Raw genomic sequence first — 14,204 nt, 5'->3', positions numbered from 1 at the left:
CGCCGCCTGGATGAGTAGGGGGCAATACCCGAAGGGCATTGCACCATGCGGCGGCAGAACGTGAGGCGGCGCCAGAATGGAAGGCGGCGGTGGAACGACAGGCATCACCTAACGCGCTTCCCCTTGATCGACGGTCTGGTGCAATGCCCCTTCGGGGTATTGCACCCTGCGCCACCAGGGCATGCCACGGGAACAGGATGCAAGTGGCGCAAAGGGAGGGGGCCACGCCGGCCGCTCCCGTTCCTGAGTTCAGATATCCACCGGATCGACTTCCAGCGACCACCTGGCCCGCGTCTTTATCTCCCGCAGCGCCTCCATCCACACCTTCAGAAACGCCTGCAGCGCCGGCCGCGAGCCCGATTCCAGCAGCAGCTGCGCCCGGTCGACATTGGCGACCCGCGTCATGGTCATCGGTATCGGGTCATTGATCACGATGCCCGGATGCTCGACGCAGGTCGCCGCCTGCTGCAGGAAATCCAGCGCAATCTCCAGCTCCCTTGCCTCGGCCCGCAGCAGCGCCTGGAACAGGAAGGGCGGCAGGCCGGCCATCTGCCGCTCTTCCAGCAGCCTGTCGGCGAAGCGGTCATAGTCATGCGCCATCAGCGAGGCATACAGCGGATGCTGTGGATAACGGGTCTGGATCAGCACTTCGCTGGCGCTGCCGCCCTCCTTCTGCGCGGCACGGCCGGCGCGCCCGGATACCTGCATCAGCTGCGCGAACAGCCGCTCGCTGGCCCGGTAGTCATGCGAGAACAGCGCCGTGTCCGGGTTCAGGATGCCCACCAGCGTCAGGTTTTTGAAGTCGTGGCCCTTGGCCACCATCTGGGTACCGATCAGGATGTCGACCTCGCCGTTGTGCACGCTGTCGAACGCGGCCTGGGCGCTGCCTTTCCTGCGGGTGGAGTCGGCGTCGATGCGCAGGATGCGGGCCGTCGGGAACACCAGTTGCAGGTTTTCCTCCACCCGCTGGGTGCCGCGGCCCAGCGGCTGCAGGTCGACATTGCCGCAGGTCGGGCAGGAACGCGGTATGCGCAGCTCCAGGCTGCAGTGGTGGCAGCGCAGCCGGTGCTCCGGCCGGTGCAGCACCATGAAGGCGGTGCAGCGGATGCAATTGCTGACCCAGCCGCAGGCATCGCAATTGAGCACCGGCGCATACCCACGCCGGTTCAGGAACAGCAGGGACTGCTCGCCGCGCTCCAGGCGCCGCTTCACTGCCGACACCAGAGTGGAGGTCAGGCCTTCGGCCGGCTTGTCGCGCTCCATGTCGATCAGGCGTATCGCCGGCAGCACCGCGTCCTGTACTGCCCGCTCCCGCAGTTCCAGCCGGCGGTAGCGCCCGGACTGGGCATGGTGCCAGCTCTCCAGCGACGGCGTGGCCGAGCCCAGCACCACCGGAATGCCAAGCTGGTGCGCGCGCCAGACCGCCAGGTCGCGCGCCGAGTAGCGCAGGCCTTCCTGCTGCTTGTAGGAAGGATCGTGCTCCTCGTCGATGATGATGAGCTTGAGAAACGGCAGCGAGGCCAGCACCGCCAGCCGGGTGCCGAGCACGATGCTGGCATGGCCCAGGTGCGCCGTCAGCCAGTTGACCATGCGCTCGCCCTCGGCCAGCCCGCTATGCAGCGTTGCCACCACCAGGCCGGGAAAGCGTGCCCGGATATTGGTTTCCAGCTGGGGCGTCAGGTTGATTTCCGGGATCATGATCAGCACCTGCGCATCCGGCTCGCGGGCCAGGATGCGGGAAGCGGCCTGCAGGTACACCTCGGTCTTGCCGCTGCCAGTGACGCCATACAGCAGGGCGGGCGCGAAGCCGCTGGCTTGCGCAATGCTGTCGGCCGCTTCGCGCTGGGAAGCATTGAGGGCCGGCACGCCGGCCGGCGTTGCATCCGGCACCGGCCTGTGCTGGCCGATCTTCTTCAGCGCCCGGTTCAGCGAGACCGGATTCTCCGCGCGCAGGTTCTTGGGCACGCCGGGCACGGCGACCTCGCCCAGGGGACGCTGGTAGTACGCCGCCGCGAAGCGGCACAGATCCATCCACTGCGCCGACAGCGGCGCAAGCTGGCTGCGCACGGCCAAAGCGGTCTTGAGCTTTTCCGGCGGCAGTTCGGTGCTGTCGGCAATATCGACGATCAGCCCCATTACTTCGCGCCGGCCGAACGGCACGAGTGCGAACTGGCCCGGCAGCGGTTCCGGCATGCCCTCTTCCACCGTCCAGCCATAGTCGAAGAGGAAGTCAAGAGGGGTATCGAGTGCTACTTTGAGTATCCTGAAACGAGCCACCTGAGACCAATCCTGAAAAAATGAGCTAACTCACGGTTTACTAAGCAGTTTTTCAACGACGCACCGCGCCTGTGGATAACTTTGTGAACAAAACCCTCTTGACACGCCAAAACCCAGATCCCATGCGGCTTTCCGGCCGCTGCACCGAACTGAGCCAAAAAAAGACCCTATTAAAATCAACCACTTAAGATTTGCGTAAACGCGACAAAAAATATTTTCTTTTTGCGGTGCACGATACTGTTTTTGTGAATAAGTGGGCTTTCCCGCCGTTATTTTTTGTGCGCTGAGCAAGCGCATCTCTTGCGCTGCCGCAGCTTTTGGCGATTTCGTCGTGACTTACTCACAAGCACAAAATTTCCACTGTTAAATCGGTGAACAACGACATTGGCATGCGTGAAAAAGAATTGCTGCGGCACAATAAACTCAACGGAACAGCAATTTTGTCATGTTTCTTGGGTTCAACGAAACATCGTATTAACAAACACGCATAAGCCCCGGTTTACAAAGGAGATTCAGACAGTGCGCAGGCTGTGGATAACTTTGTGCACAAATGTGCGCAACTTGCAGAAGCAGCCATAACGGCTTTAGTCAATCCTGTGGATAAAAACAGCCATTCTTTATAAAACAGCTTACAAATCAATGGTTTGACAATTAAATCATGCGCCTGCGCATTGTACGGCCAGGAGAATGGCGCCAAATCGGCGGTGGATGATTTTGTGCATAAGTCGCATAAGCACAGGCAAAAAATGTTTTTAACAATTCTTGCCTGCGTACCAGCGCTGTTTATTTCTGTCCGCGCTGCGCGCGGCTGATACGGTGCACTGCATCAACCATGGCGGTCACGGATTCCGGTGGCGTGAATTGCGAAATGCCGTGTCCCAGGTTGAACACATGGCCATGGCCTGCCGCCGGCGTGCCATAGGAGGCCAGCAGTTTGGCAACTTCCGCCTCGATCTGTTCCGGCTTGGCGAACAGCACCGACGGGTCAAGATTGCCCTGCAGCGCGACCTTGTGCCCTACCCTTGCCCGCGCCGAAGCCAGGTTCACGGTCCAGTCCAGGCCGACCGCATCCGCGCCGATGTCGGCAATCTGCTCCAGCCACAAGCCGCCGCCTTTGGTGAACACAATGCTCGGAATGCGCACGCCGTCCTTCTCGGTCTGCAACCGGCTGACCACCTCGCGCATATAGGCTAGGGAAAATTCCTGGTAGACGCCGTCGGCCAGCGCCCCCCCCCAGGTGTCGAAAATCATTACCGCCTGGGCGCCCGCATCGATCTGCGCATTCAGATAGCCAGCCACCGCGGCGGCATTGGTACGCAGGATATGGTGCATCAGGTCCGGGCGGTCGTACAGCATGGTCTTGACCCGTCGGAAGTCGTCCGAGCCGCCGCCTTCGACCATATAGCAGGCCAGGGTCCAGGGGCTGCCGGAGAAGCCGATCAACGGCACCCTGCCCTGCAGTTCGGTGCGGATCTGGGTCACGGCGTCGAACACATAACGCAGTTCATTCAGGTCGGGCGCGCGCAGTGCCTGCACCGCCGCCTCGTCCCGCAACGGCCGCTCGAACTTCGGCCCCTCGCCGTCGGCAAAATAGAGGCCCAGGCCCATCGCGTCCGGCACGGTGAGGATGTCGGAAAACAGGATGGCCGCGTCCAGCGGGTAACGGTCCAGTGGCTGCAGCGTGACTTCCGTCGCATAGGAAGGATTCTTCGCCAGGCCCAGGAAGGAACCGGCCCGGGCGCGCGTGGCGCGGTACTCCGGCAGGTAACGCCCGGCCTGACGCATCAGCCACAGGGGCGTGTAGTCGGTTGGCTGGCGCAGCAGCGCGCGCAGGAAAGTGTCGTTCTTGAGTGCGGCGAAGGTAGTGGACATCGGCGTGGGGGGCTATTTCGGGAAGCCGGTATTATCGCCCAAAGACACTGCCCGCGGCCTTGTGATGCTCGGCCGTTGCGTGCTGCGGGGAAGCCAGGTCGCGATTTGACCCCCTTTGCATCAAACCCGATGTCTTTTTGATACGAGTTGAAACATCTTTTACCGCAATGCGCTACTTTGACTTGCATGACAGAAAGTAGTCTTGCCCGGAGCCTGTCCATTCCGGGCAGGCAAAGGATGCTGATGAACTCGACGATAGATTGCGACCTGCTGGTGGTCGGTGGCGGCCTGAATGGCACGGCGATTGCCCGCGACGCCGCCGGACGCGGCATGTCGGTGGTGCTGTGCGAACGTGATGACCTTGGCGCCTACGCGGTCGCTTCCGCCTGCGGCCCCTCGCACACCGCCGTGCCTTCGCTGAAAAGGCAGGCACTCTCCACGCTCAGGAAAGCGCTGGCTGAACGGGAAACCCTGATGCGCATTGCGCCGCATGCCGTCACGCCGCTGCGGCTTGTAGTGCCGCGTGACGACGACCGGCAGCCATGGCGGGAGCGCGCCAGCCGGCTGCTGGCCGACCGGCTGGCGCCGCGCCAGCTGCTGCCGGCGTCGCGCCACCTGGACCTGCTGCATCATGTGGCCGGCCTGCCCCTGAAACCGCAGTTCAGCCAGGGAGAACTGGTGTCCGGCTGCAAGGTCGATGGCCCGCGTCTGGCGGTGCTCAACGCGATGGATGCCGCCGAGGCCGGCGCCACCATCCTGACCCGCACTGTCTGCGATGCCGCCCAGCGCAGCGGCGAAAGCTGGCAGGCCACGCTGCGCGGCCCCGGCGGCGCCGGCACGCTGGTGCGCTCGCGCGCCATGGTCAACGCCACCGGACAGTGGGCAACCCGCTTCCTGCGTTCGGCCAGCAATGTCGACCTGCCGATTCCGCTGGTCAAATGCATCCGCCTGGTGGTGCGCAAGAAGCTGGCGCATCCGTGCAGCTACCTGCTGCGGGATGCCGATGGCCGCAGCGTGCTGGTACTGCCGTGCGAGAACGATTCCACACTGGTTATCGCGGATGGCTTGCCGCATGGCGGCGAGCCGGGCGCGCCGCAGGTCAGCGACGCCGAGATCGAACGCTTGTGCGGCCTGCTCAACCGCTACTTCACCGCCCGCACCAGCGCCGCCGATGTGGCGCAGGCAAGCGCCGGCCTGCGCCTGGCCGTCGACGGCAGCGACAGCAGCGCGCAGGCGCTGCCGCAGCCTCATGCCCTGCGGCTCGACCGCGATGGCGCGCCGCTGCTGTCCGTGCTCGGCGGCGACGCCGAAAGTTTCCGGCGCGTGGCGGAAGAAGCGGTGGACCAGCTGGCGCCGCTGCTGGGCCAGAGCGGTGGCGCCTGGACCGCGCAGGCCTGCCTGCCGGGCGGCACGCTTTTCGGCATGGCGCCCACTGCGCAAAGCGTGCTCGGCTTTAGCGACTACCTGCGCATGAAGAAACAGGCGTTTGCCTGGGCGCCGCCGGAGCTGGTCGAGCGCTATGTACACAGCTATGGCAGCCGGACCGACCGGCTGCTGCAGGGTTGCGCCGGCATGCATGACCTCGGTCGGGAAATATTGCCGGGACTATTCGAGGCCGAACTGCATTACCTGATCCGCCACGAGTGGGCGCAGACCGCCGAAGATATCCTGTGGCGCCGTACCCGGCTGGGCCATCTGCTGCCGACCGGGGCAGCGGCAACGCTGGAGGGCTGGCTGGCCGCCACGCCGGTAACGCAGGCAGTCAAGCACGCCTGATGCCGCGCGCGCCTGGAAGCGGGCGTGGTGGAAGAATAGTGGGCTGCAATGCGCGGGAGAACGATGTGGTCTGACTTCGCCACCTTCTGCCGCACAGGCTCCTGGCCCTGCCGTTACGGCAGCGCCAGTTCGACTGCCTGCGCCAGGTCGCGTGCCCATGCGGCGCAGCCCAGCGTCGAGGGATGGTAATTGTCGATGGCCATCATCCCCGCCAGATCAGCCTGGCTCTGCATCGGCACATGGCGTACGCCAGCCATGCCGGCCGCCACCCGGTCGAGTTCCGCCGCCTTCAGGCCCAGCACCCAGCGCAGTGGCTGCGGCAAGGCCGGGAACCGTGCCAGCGGCGGCACGCCGGCCAGCAGCACCACGGCCGGATCGCATTTCTCGCGCAGGCCGGCCAGCAGCAGCGACAGGTCGCTCAACCACCGGGCGCTGGAGCGAAACGCGGTACTGTCATTGACGCCGAAAGCCACCAGCAGCACATCGACCCGCTGCGCCGGCACCAGCGGCAGCAATGCCTGCCGTGCCTGCGCCACCGTCACGCCGTTCAGGCCACAGGCGCGCCATTGCACCGGCCTGTGCAGCCTGCGCGACAGTTCGCGCGCCAGCGCCGCGGTAATGGCCTGCTCGTGGTGATCGACGCCGACGCCGGCCACCGGCGATTCGCCAACCGCCAGCAGGCGCAATGGCGCGCCGGCCAGCGTGTCGCCGCACAGGCCGTTATCCGCACCCGCCGCTGGCGGCAATCGTGGCGTGCGCCGGCGCACGCCACGGCCCTGTGCGGCCAGCAGCGGCAGCAGGGGCAGCGCGACCAGTTCGGGCAGCCAGCGTCGCATGCTCGGTCGTCTACTCCACCTTGAGCTTGCTGTAATCGGCATGCGGCTCCGGGTAAGCCAGCTTCATTCCTTCCAGCGTTTCCTTGAAAATCGCCGCCACCGCCAGGTTGCGGTGGGTCTTGGAATCGGACGGGATCACATACCAGGGCGCGTGGTCGGCGTCGGTTTCAGACAGCAGTTCGGTATAGGCGGCCTGGTAATCGGACCAGAACTTGCGCTCTTCCAGGTCCTGCGGATCGAATTTCCAGTGCTTCTGCGGATCGTCCAGCCGCGCCTGCAGCCTGGCTTTCTGCTCATCCTTGGATATGTGCAGGAAGAACTTGACGATCACGGTGCCGGTTTCGGCCAGCATGCGTTCGAAGTCGCGGATATGCGCGTAACGCTGCCTGCAGGTCTTTTCATCGATCCAGCCATGCACCCGCGGCACCAGCACATCCTCGTAATGGCTGCGGTTGAAGATCACGATTTCGCCCTGCCCCGGCGCTTCGCGGTGGATGCGCCACAGGAAGTCGTGCTCCTTTTCCACCGTGCTGGGCGCCTTGAAGGCGATGGTGCGTATGCCCAGCGGATCGGTGGCGTCGAACACGCCGCGTATCGTGCCGTCCTTGCCGGCAGTATCCATCCCCTGCAGGATCACCATCAGCTTGCGGCCATGCTCGGCATAGAAGATGTCCTGCATCTCGGCGATTTCCCGCGCCAGGATCTCGACAGCGCTCTTGTCCACCGCCTTGTCGCCAGAGGACAGCGGCTTGGCGGATGCATCCTCGTCGCGCACCTTGAATTTTTTGGCCGGCCGGAACTGCTGTTGCGTCTTCATGGCCTACCCGCCGGATTCGATGCCAGGGCCATATGCTCGATCTTCATGCAGCGGTCCATCACCACCATCATGCCGGCCTTGCGCGCGATCTGCGCCGCCGCCTCGTTGACCACGCCGAGCTGCATCCACAGGCAACGCGCGCCGATGGCCACCGCTTCCTCGGCCACCGGCACGATCTCTTCCGGCTTGCGAAAGCACTGGACCACGTCGATCACGCCATGTTCCCGGGTCGCCTGCGTCAGCGTCGCATAGCAATGCTCCCCGAGGATGGATTGTCCGGCATAGGTCGGATTGACCGGAATGATGCGGTGGCCATGCTGCTGCAGGTAATGCGCGACTTCGTGGCTGGCGCGTTCCGGCTTGCTGGACAGGCCGACTACGGCAATCGTTCGTGCAGTGGACAGCAGTTGCGGAATGGACTCGAAGGCTTTGGACATTGGTCAACCTCGAAAAGGGAATTTGTTGCGTTTATTGTAAGCGGGTCCCTGCATGCGGGCTTGCGTGAAATCCGGTGCGCTGCATGTGGATCTGAGCGTAGATAGGTGCAGACAAAATCGGAAAAGACAGGAGTTAGGTTACAAGGAACCGACATGAAAAGATGGGTACTCATGCAGCCCAGATTGCTGGCCACATCGTTTTCGGGGTTTCACATGGTGTGGCATACCCTGCACGCCACCAATCAGGAGTCGCGTCAATCTGAAAATCCCTCCTCGCTTAATGAAAGGAATCAAATGAAAGCACGTCTCGCATTATTGATTGCAATCGCATTTTCGCTATCGGCTTGCACCAACCCCAATTGGTTCGCGGATTCACAACCCGGCACGGCTCTGTTGCAGAAATAAAGTAAGGGACGAGTTAACCTTGCTGTAGATGGATTTATGGCATAGCGACCGTAATTGGCGTGCCAAGGCGCGTAAAGCGATTCAGCACAGCGGCACGGACCTGTAATTCAGCGACTTGCCGATCAAAGTCACGGGCCATGATGCGTTCGCCAAGTAGCTTGAAGCAGCGCATCTTAGTCTCGACCAAACTTCGTCGGTGATAGCCACTCCATTTCTTCCAGATCGTTCGGCCCAGTCGGCGTGTCGCTCGTAGAATCTCATTTCGTGCCGTGGCACCAATGCGATTCATCTTCCATAGCTTGGCATTTTTCCGGATCGGGATTATGGCATCGGCCTGACGTCGTGCGATGGCTTCATGGCAGCCCTTCGTATCGTAAGCGCCATCACCACTGACGCTGGCGAGCAGCTCTTCTGGAGGAATCTGACCCAATAGGTTGGGCAACATAGGCGCATCGCCGATACTGTTGTCCGTCACTTCCATCGCGCGAATCTCGAGTGTGGAAGCATCAATGCCAAGATGGACTTTGCGCCATTGGCGGCGGTAATCAGCGCCATGCTTCCTGGTCTTCCATTCGCCTTCGCCCAGCATCTTGATGCCGGTGCTATCGACCAGCAGGTGCAGGCCGGTCGTGGTGGGCATGACTTCGATGGCAACGCGCAATTTCTTTTGCCGGCGGCTTATCGTGCTGTAGTCGGGGACGGGCCAGTCGAGGCCTGTCAATTGCAGCAAGCTTTGCGTCATGCCCATGGCCTGGCGTAGCGGCAAGCTGAACAGGCATTTGATACTCAGACAGAACTGAATGGCTTCGTCACTAAAGGTTGGACTTCGTCCACGCTTACCGTTTGCCTGGCCGTGCCAGTTCATAGTGGGATCGAGCCAGATCAGCAGAGAGCCACGCGCCTTTAATGCCGCGTTATAGGCTTTCCAGTTCGTCGTTTGGTACTTCCGAGCAGCGGGTTTCATGCACCCAGCCTACCCGAATTGCTGCCAATGCGCTTGGCTGCCCGATTTGCGCAACAAAGCCACTAATCATGCGCAATATTGACGAGCCTGGCTTTTTATTCGCCAGCTTAGATGAGAAAAATCCTTACATGCTCTATTACTCGAGAAATAAAGAGATTCTGTGGTTTTCAGCTACTGAAGTAAATAAGTCCACTACCATTTGCGACTTTGACATGCGTAATCAGGAGCTTTAGGAATTAGCGTTGCAGTGGAATAGCGCACACGCGCTTTGCCACCAATTGCTGACTCAAACAACGCACAGCCCGCAATTGGCTACAGCAATAAAAAAAGGCAGCCAAAGCTGCCTTCATTTTTACTGCCGCTACTACCAGATCAGCGCTTTTGCCGCAGTCTCTGGATCGCCGCCAGCTGGGCAATCGCCACAGCCAGTTCCGCCTGCGCAGTTGCGTAATCGATCTTCGATTCGCGATTGACCAGGCTTTCCTCTGCCAGGCGCTTGGCTTCCGCCGCCTTGGCTTCGTCGAGGTCGCCACCGCGGATGGCGGTGTCGGCCAGCACGGTCACGGCATTAGGCTGCACTTCCAGGATGCCGCCGGCGACGAAGACGAACTCGTCTTCGGACTGGCCCGGCACCTTGATGCGCACCGCGCCCGGGCGGATGCGGGTGATCAGCGGGGTGTGCTTGGGATAGATGCCCAGCTCGCCCGCTTCACCCGGCAACGCGACGAATTCCGCTTCGCCGGAGAAGATCTGCTCTTCGGCGGAAACGACGTCCACGTGTATTGTATTTGCCATATCAAAACCTTCTCAAGCTGAGCTGTTCGGTGCAGTGCGGACAACAAAAGACGGCCGGCGCGACGCCGGCCGTCCCATGTTGGCCATTACTGCATCTTCTTCGCTTTTTCGATCGCTTCGTCGATGGTGCCGACCATGTAGAACGCCTGCTCCGGCAGGTGGTCCAGTTCGCCCGACGCAATCATCTTGAAGCCGCGGATGGTTTCCTTCAGCGGCACGTACTTGCCTGGCGAGCCGGTGAACACTTCAGCGACGTGGAACGGCTGGGACAGGAAACGCTGCATCTTACGAGCGCGTGCCACGACCAGCTTGTCTTCCGGCGCCAGTTCGTCCATGCCCAGAATCGCGATGATGTCGCGCAGTTCCTTGTAGCGCTGCAGGGTGCCCTGAACGGCGCGGGCGGTCTCGTAGTGCTCCTGGCCGACCACCAGCGGGTCCAGCTGGCGCGAGGTCGAGTCCAGCGGATCCACTGCGGGGTAGATACCCAGCGAAGCGATGTCACGCGACAGAACGACGGTCGAGTCCAGGTGGGCGAAGGTGGTTGCCGGCGACGGGTCGGTCAAGTCGTCCGCAGGGACGTACACGGCCTGGATCGAGGTGATCGAACCGGTCTTGGTCGAGGTGATGCGCTCCTGCAGGCGGCCCATTTCTTCGGCCAGCGTCGGCTGGTAACCCACGGCGGAAGGCATACGGCCCAGCAGTGCGGACACTTCGGTACCGGCCAGGGTGTAACGGTAGATGTTGTCGACGAAGAACAGCACGTCACGGCCTTCATCGCGGAAGCCTTCCGCAATCGTCAGGCCAGTCAGCGCCACGCGCAGACGGTTGCCCGGCGGCTCGTTCATCTGACCGTAGACCATCGCAACCTTGGAGTTGGTCGGGTTTTCCAGGTCAACCACCTTGGCATCGGCCATCTCGTGGTAGAAGTCGTTGCCCTCACGGGTACGCTCGCCCACGCCGGCGAACACGGACAGACCCGAGTGCGCCTTGGCGATGTTGTTGATCAGTTCCATCATGTTCACGGTCTTGCCCACGCCGGCGCCGCCGAACAGGCCAACCTTACCGCCTTTTGCGAACGGGCAGACCAGGTCGATCACCTTGATGCCGGTTTCCAGCAGGTCTTGCGAAGGCGACAGTTCGTCGTACTTCGGCGCTTCGCGGTGGATGGAAGCCATGTGCTCGTGGCTCACCGGACCGCATTCGTCGATCGGGTTGCCCAGCACGTCCATGATGCGGCCCAAGGTAGCAGGGCCGATAGGCACCTGAATTGCCTTGCCGGTGTTCTGGATGATCATGCCGCGACGCAGGCCGTCGGAGCTGCCCAGCGCAATGGTACGCACCACGCCGTCGCCCAGCTGCTGCTGCACTTCCAGCGTCAGTTCGGAGCCTTCCATTTTCAAGGCGTCGAACACCTTGGGCATCGCGTTGCGCGGGAACTCAACGTCCACCACGGCGCCGATACACTGAACGATTTTGCCATCAGCCATTTTCGTTCCTTCAATATGTAGTATTTAAATTCTGTTTCACGCGTTTGCGTGTTTACACCGCTGCCGCACCGGCAACGATCTCGGAGAGTTCCTTGGTAATCGCGGCCTGCCGGGTCTTGTTGTAGACCAGGCGCAGTTCACCGATGACGTTGCCGGCGTTGTCGGACGCCGCCTTCATCGCCACCATGCGCGCCGACTGCTCGGACGCCAGGTTCTCGGCAACCGCCTGGTAAATCAGCGCTTCCACATAGCGCACCAGCAGTTCGTCGATCACGGTCTGGGCATCCGGCTCGTAGATGTAGTCCCAGTCCATGCCGTGCTTGTCAGCCGTCATGCGCTCGGACGACAGCGGCAGCAACTGCTCCAGCATCGGCTCCTGCCTCATCGTGTTGATGAACTTGGTGTAGACGATGTAGACCGCGTCCAGCCGGCCTTCCTGGTAAGCGTCCAGCAGCACCTTGACCGGGCCGATCAGCTTTTCCAGATGCGGCGTGTCGCCGATCTGGACTGCATGCGACACGACCCGGGCGCCAACGCGGTTCAGAAAGCCGAAGCCCTTGTTGCCAATGGCGACGGCCTCGACCTTGTTGCCCTTGCCTTCGAGCTCGCGCAGCTTGTTGGTCAGAACACGCAACGCATTGGTGTTCATGCCGCCGCACAGGCCCTTGTCAGTGGTGACCACGATGATGCCGACCGTCTTCGAGGCATCCTGCTTGACCAGGAACGGATGGGTGTACTCCGGATTGGCCTCGGCAAGATTGGAGGCGATATTACGAATCTTGTCACTATAGGGACGGGCCGACCGCATCCGCTCCTGCGCCTTTCGCATCTTGGAAGCGGCGACCATTTCCATCGCCCTGGTGATCTTCTTCGTATTCTCTACGCTCTTGATCTTGCCACGTATCTCTTTGCCTACAGCCATGAGTCCTTGCTCCTTCTAGCCGCGTTCAAATCAGAACGATACAGATTTCTTGAAGTCGCCAATCGCGGCGGCCATTGCGGCTTCGCCATCCTTGTCGAGTTGCTTGCTATCTTCAATCTTCTGCAGCAGCGCTCCGTGGCTGGTCTTCATGAAGTTATGAAGGCCAGATTCAAACGCGAGTACATTCTTGACTTCGACGTCGTCGAAGTAGCCCTTGTTGACCGCGAACAGCGACACAGCCATCAGCGAGATCGGCAGCGGCGAGTACTGGGGCTGCTTGAGCAGTTCAGTCACGCGGGCGCCACGCTCGAGCTGCTTGCGGGTCGATTCGTCGAGATCGGATGCAAACTGCGCAAACGCTGCCAGCTCGCGGTACTGCGCCAGGTCGGTACGGATACCGCCGGACAGGCCCTTGATGACCTTGGTCTGGGCGGCGCCACCGACGCGCGACACCGAGATACCGGCGTTGATCGCAGGGCGGATACCGGCGTTGAACAGCGAGGTTTCCAGGAAGATCTGGCCGTCGGTGATCGAAATCACGTTGGTCGGAACGAAGGCGGAAACGTCGCCTGCCTGGGTTTCAATGATGGGCAGTGCGGTCAGCGAGCCAGTCTTGCCGGTCACGGCGCCGTTGGTGAACTTCTCGACATAGTCGGGGTTCACGCGGGCTGCGCGCTCGAGCAGGCGGCTGTGCAGGTAGAACACGTCGCCGGGGTAGGCTTCACGGCCTGGCGGACGGCGCAGCAGCAGAGACACCTGGCGGTAGGCAACAGCCTGCTTGGACAGGTCGTCATAGACGATCAGCGCGTCTTCGCCGCGGTCGCGGAAGTATTCGCCCATGGCGCAGCCGGAGTAGGCCGACACGTATTGCATGGCGGCGGATTCGGAAGCGGATGCGGCCACGACGATGGTGTATTCCATGGCGCCATGCTGTTCCAGCGCGCGCACGATGTTCTTGATCGTCGATGCCTTCTGGCCGATGGCGACGTAGATACACGTCATGCCCTGGCCCTTCTGGTTGATGATCGCATCGATTGCCACGGCCGACTTGCCGGTCTGGCGGTCGCCAATGATCAGTTCGCGCTGGCCACGGCCGATGGGCACCATCGCGTCGATCGACTTCAGGCCGGTTTGCATCGGCTGGGAAACGGATTGACGGGCGATCACGCCCGGTGCGATCTTTTCGATCGGGGCGGTCAGGGTGGTGTTGATCGGGCCCTTGCCGTCGATCGGCTGACCCAGCGCGTTGACCACGCGGCCACGCAGTTCAGGGCCGATAGGCACTTCCAGAATGCGGCCGGTGCACTTGACCGTGTCGCCTTCGGAGATATGTTCGTAGCTGCCCAGGATCACCGAGCCGACCGAGTCGCGCTCGAGATTCAGCGCCAGGCCGAAGGTGTTGCCCGGGAATTCCAGCATTTCGCCCTGCATCACGTCCGACAGACCGTGGATGCGGCAAATGCCGTCGGACACGGAAATGACGGTGCCCTGATTGCGAATCTCGGCGTTGTCGCCGAGGCCCTGGATCCGGCTCTTGATCAGTTCGCTGATTTCAGACGGGTTGAGTTGCATGTTAACTCCTAATTTAGATGTCTTGCGTGCTTGCCGAAGCGGGC

Annotated in this window: 12 protein-coding genes; 2 read left to right on the top strand and 10 right to left on the bottom strand. The window is 61.8% G+C overall.

The annotated features are described in order from the left end of the window. Window positions 1-249: 249 nt before the first annotated feature. Both KTQ42_RS15265 and hemE read right to left on the bottom strand, forming a co-directional pair. On the bottom strand, window positions 250-2,277 hold the full coding sequence (locus KTQ42_RS15265; RefSeq protein WP_217346262.1) for a primosomal protein N': 2,028 nt from the start codon (window positions 2,275-2,277) through the stop codon (window positions 250-252). Window positions 2,278-3,060: 783 nt separating this feature from the next. Continuing rightward, a complete protein-coding gene (gene hemE, locus KTQ42_RS15260) occupies window positions 3,061-4,149 on the bottom strand; it encodes a uroporphyrinogen decarboxylase (protein ID WP_217346261.1) in 1,089 nt (362 codons plus the stop codon). 243 nt (window positions 4,150-4,392) lie between these two features. On the opposite strand from hemE, the gene KTQ42_RS15255 reads away from it, so the two are divergent. After that, window positions 4,393-5,925, top strand: a complete 1,533-nt coding sequence (locus KTQ42_RS15255) for a glycerol-3-phosphate dehydrogenase (protein ID WP_217346260.1) — start codon at window positions 4,393-4,395, stop codon at window positions 5,923-5,925. A gap of 113 nt (window positions 5,926-6,038) precedes the next feature. Here the strand turns inward: KTQ42_RS15255 and KTQ42_RS15250 are convergent, their stop codons facing one another. From KTQ42_RS15250 to KTQ42_RS15240, 3 genes are read right to left on the bottom strand one after another with little or no spacing between them, the layout of a single operon-like run. After that, the gene (locus KTQ42_RS15250; RefSeq protein WP_217346259.1) at window positions 6,039-6,761 is read right to left on the bottom strand and encodes an SGNH/GDSL hydrolase family protein; all 723 of its coding nucleotides are present in this window, start codon (window positions 6,759-6,761) and stop codon (window positions 6,039-6,041) included. 10 nt (window positions 6,762-6,771) lie between these two features. Then, window positions 6,772-7,578 carry a PPK2 family polyphosphate kinase gene (locus KTQ42_RS15245; protein WP_217346258.1) on the bottom strand — a complete coding sequence of 269 codons (807 nt, stop codon included), beginning with the start codon at window positions 7,576-7,578 and terminating at the stop codon, window positions 6,772-6,774. Next, window positions 7,575-8,015 carry a CoA-binding protein gene (locus tag KTQ42_RS15240; protein ID WP_217346257.1) on the bottom strand — a complete coding sequence of 147 codons (441 nt, stop codon included), beginning with the start codon at window positions 8,013-8,015 and terminating at the stop codon, window positions 7,575-7,577. The genes KTQ42_RS15245 and KTQ42_RS15240 overlap by 4 nt, the downstream gene beginning before the upstream one ends. 153 nt (window positions 8,016-8,168) lie before the next feature. On the opposite strand from KTQ42_RS15240, the gene KTQ42_RS15235 reads away from it, so the two are divergent. Next, complete coding sequence (locus KTQ42_RS15235; protein ID WP_217346256.1) at window positions 8,169-8,420, top strand: hypothetical protein; 252 nt, start codon at window positions 8,169-8,171, stop codon at window positions 8,418-8,420. A 34-nt stretch (window positions 8,421-8,454) separates the two neighbouring features. Here KTQ42_RS15235 and KTQ42_RS15230 read toward each other — a convergent pair whose 3' ends face one another. The 5 genes from KTQ42_RS15230 to atpA form a co-directional block, all read right to left on the bottom strand. After that, the gene (locus KTQ42_RS15230; protein WP_217345312.1) at window positions 8,455-9,384 is read right to left on the bottom strand and encodes an IS5 family transposase; all 930 of its coding nucleotides are present in this window, start codon (window positions 9,382-9,384) and stop codon (window positions 8,455-8,457) included. Window positions 9,385-9,756: 372 nt separating this feature from the next. Continuing rightward, complete coding sequence (locus KTQ42_RS15225) at window positions 9,757-10,179, bottom strand: F0F1 ATP synthase subunit epsilon (RefSeq protein WP_194714463.1); 423 nt, start codon at window positions 10,177-10,179, stop codon at window positions 9,757-9,759. A gap of 86 nt (window positions 10,180-10,265) precedes the next feature. After that, a complete protein-coding gene (atpD, locus tag KTQ42_RS15220; RefSeq protein ID WP_217346255.1) occupies window positions 10,266-11,666 on the bottom strand; it encodes a F0F1 ATP synthase subunit beta in 1,401 nt (466 codons plus the stop codon). 52 nt (window positions 11,667-11,718) lie between these two features. Continuing rightward, a complete protein-coding gene (gene atpG, locus KTQ42_RS15215; RefSeq protein WP_217346254.1) occupies window positions 11,719-12,588 on the bottom strand; it encodes a F0F1 ATP synthase subunit gamma in 870 nt (289 codons plus the stop codon). 30 nt (window positions 12,589-12,618) lie between these two features. Then, window positions 12,619-14,160: a F0F1 ATP synthase subunit alpha gene (atpA, locus tag KTQ42_RS15210; RefSeq protein ID WP_217346253.1), complete on the bottom strand. Its 1,542-nt coding sequence runs from the start codon at window positions 14,158-14,160 to the stop codon at window positions 12,619-12,621. Between the last annotated feature and the right edge of the window lie 44 nt (window positions 14,161-14,204).

The organism is Noviherbaspirillum sp. L7-7A, assembly GCF_019052805.1.
Taxonomy (GTDB): domain Bacteria; phylum Pseudomonadota; class Gammaproteobacteria; order Burkholderiales; family Burkholderiaceae_D; genus Noviherbaspirillum_A.
The sequence above is the reverse complement of the archived record's forward strand: the minus strand, read 5'-3'. Positions and strand labels throughout refer to the sequence as shown.

What these genes read in the sequence shown, in the direction of transcription:
- KTQ42_RS15255 (WP_217346260.1), top strand. Translation starts at nt 4,393, where the DNA reads ATGAACTCGACGATAGATTGCGACCTGCTGGTGGTCGGTGGCGGCCTG.
- KTQ42_RS15235 (WP_217346256.1), top strand. Translation starts at nt 8,169, where the DNA reads ATGAAAAGATGGGTACTCATGCAGCCCAGATTGCTGGCCACATCGTTT.
- KTQ42_RS15225 (WP_194714463.1), bottom strand. Translation starts at nt 10,179, where the DNA reads ATGGCAAATACAATACACGTGGACGTCGTTTCCGCCGAAGAGCAGATC.
- atpA (WP_217346253.1), bottom strand. Translation starts at nt 14,160, where the DNA reads ATGCAACTCAACCCGTCTGAAATCAGCGAACTGATCAAGAGCCGGATC.
- KTQ42_RS15245 (WP_217346258.1), bottom strand. Translation starts at nt 7,578, where the DNA reads ATGAAGACGCAACAGCAGTTCCGGCCGGCCAAAAAATTCAAGGTGCGC.
- hemE (WP_217346261.1), bottom strand. Translation starts at nt 4,149, where the DNA reads ATGTCCACTACCTTCGCCGCACTCAAGAACGACACTTTCCTGCGCGCG.
- KTQ42_RS15230 (WP_217345312.1), bottom strand. Translation starts at nt 9,384, where the DNA reads ATGAAACCCGCTGCTCGGAAGTACCAAACGACGAACTGGAAAGCCTAT.
- atpG (WP_217346254.1), bottom strand. Translation starts at nt 12,588, where the DNA reads ATGGCTGTAGGCAAAGAGATACGTGGCAAGATCAAGAGCGTAGAGAAT.
- KTQ42_RS15250 (WP_217346259.1), bottom strand. Translation starts at nt 6,761, where the DNA reads ATGCGACGCTGGCTGCCCGAACTGGTCGCGCTGCCCCTGCTGCCGCTG.
- KTQ42_RS15240 (WP_217346257.1), bottom strand. Translation starts at nt 8,015, where the DNA reads ATGTCCAAAGCCTTCGAGTCCATTCCGCAACTGCTGTCCACTGCACGA.
- atpD (WP_217346255.1), bottom strand. Translation starts at nt 11,666, where the DNA reads ATGGCTGATGGCAAAATCGTTCAGTGTATCGGCGCCGTGGTGGACGTT.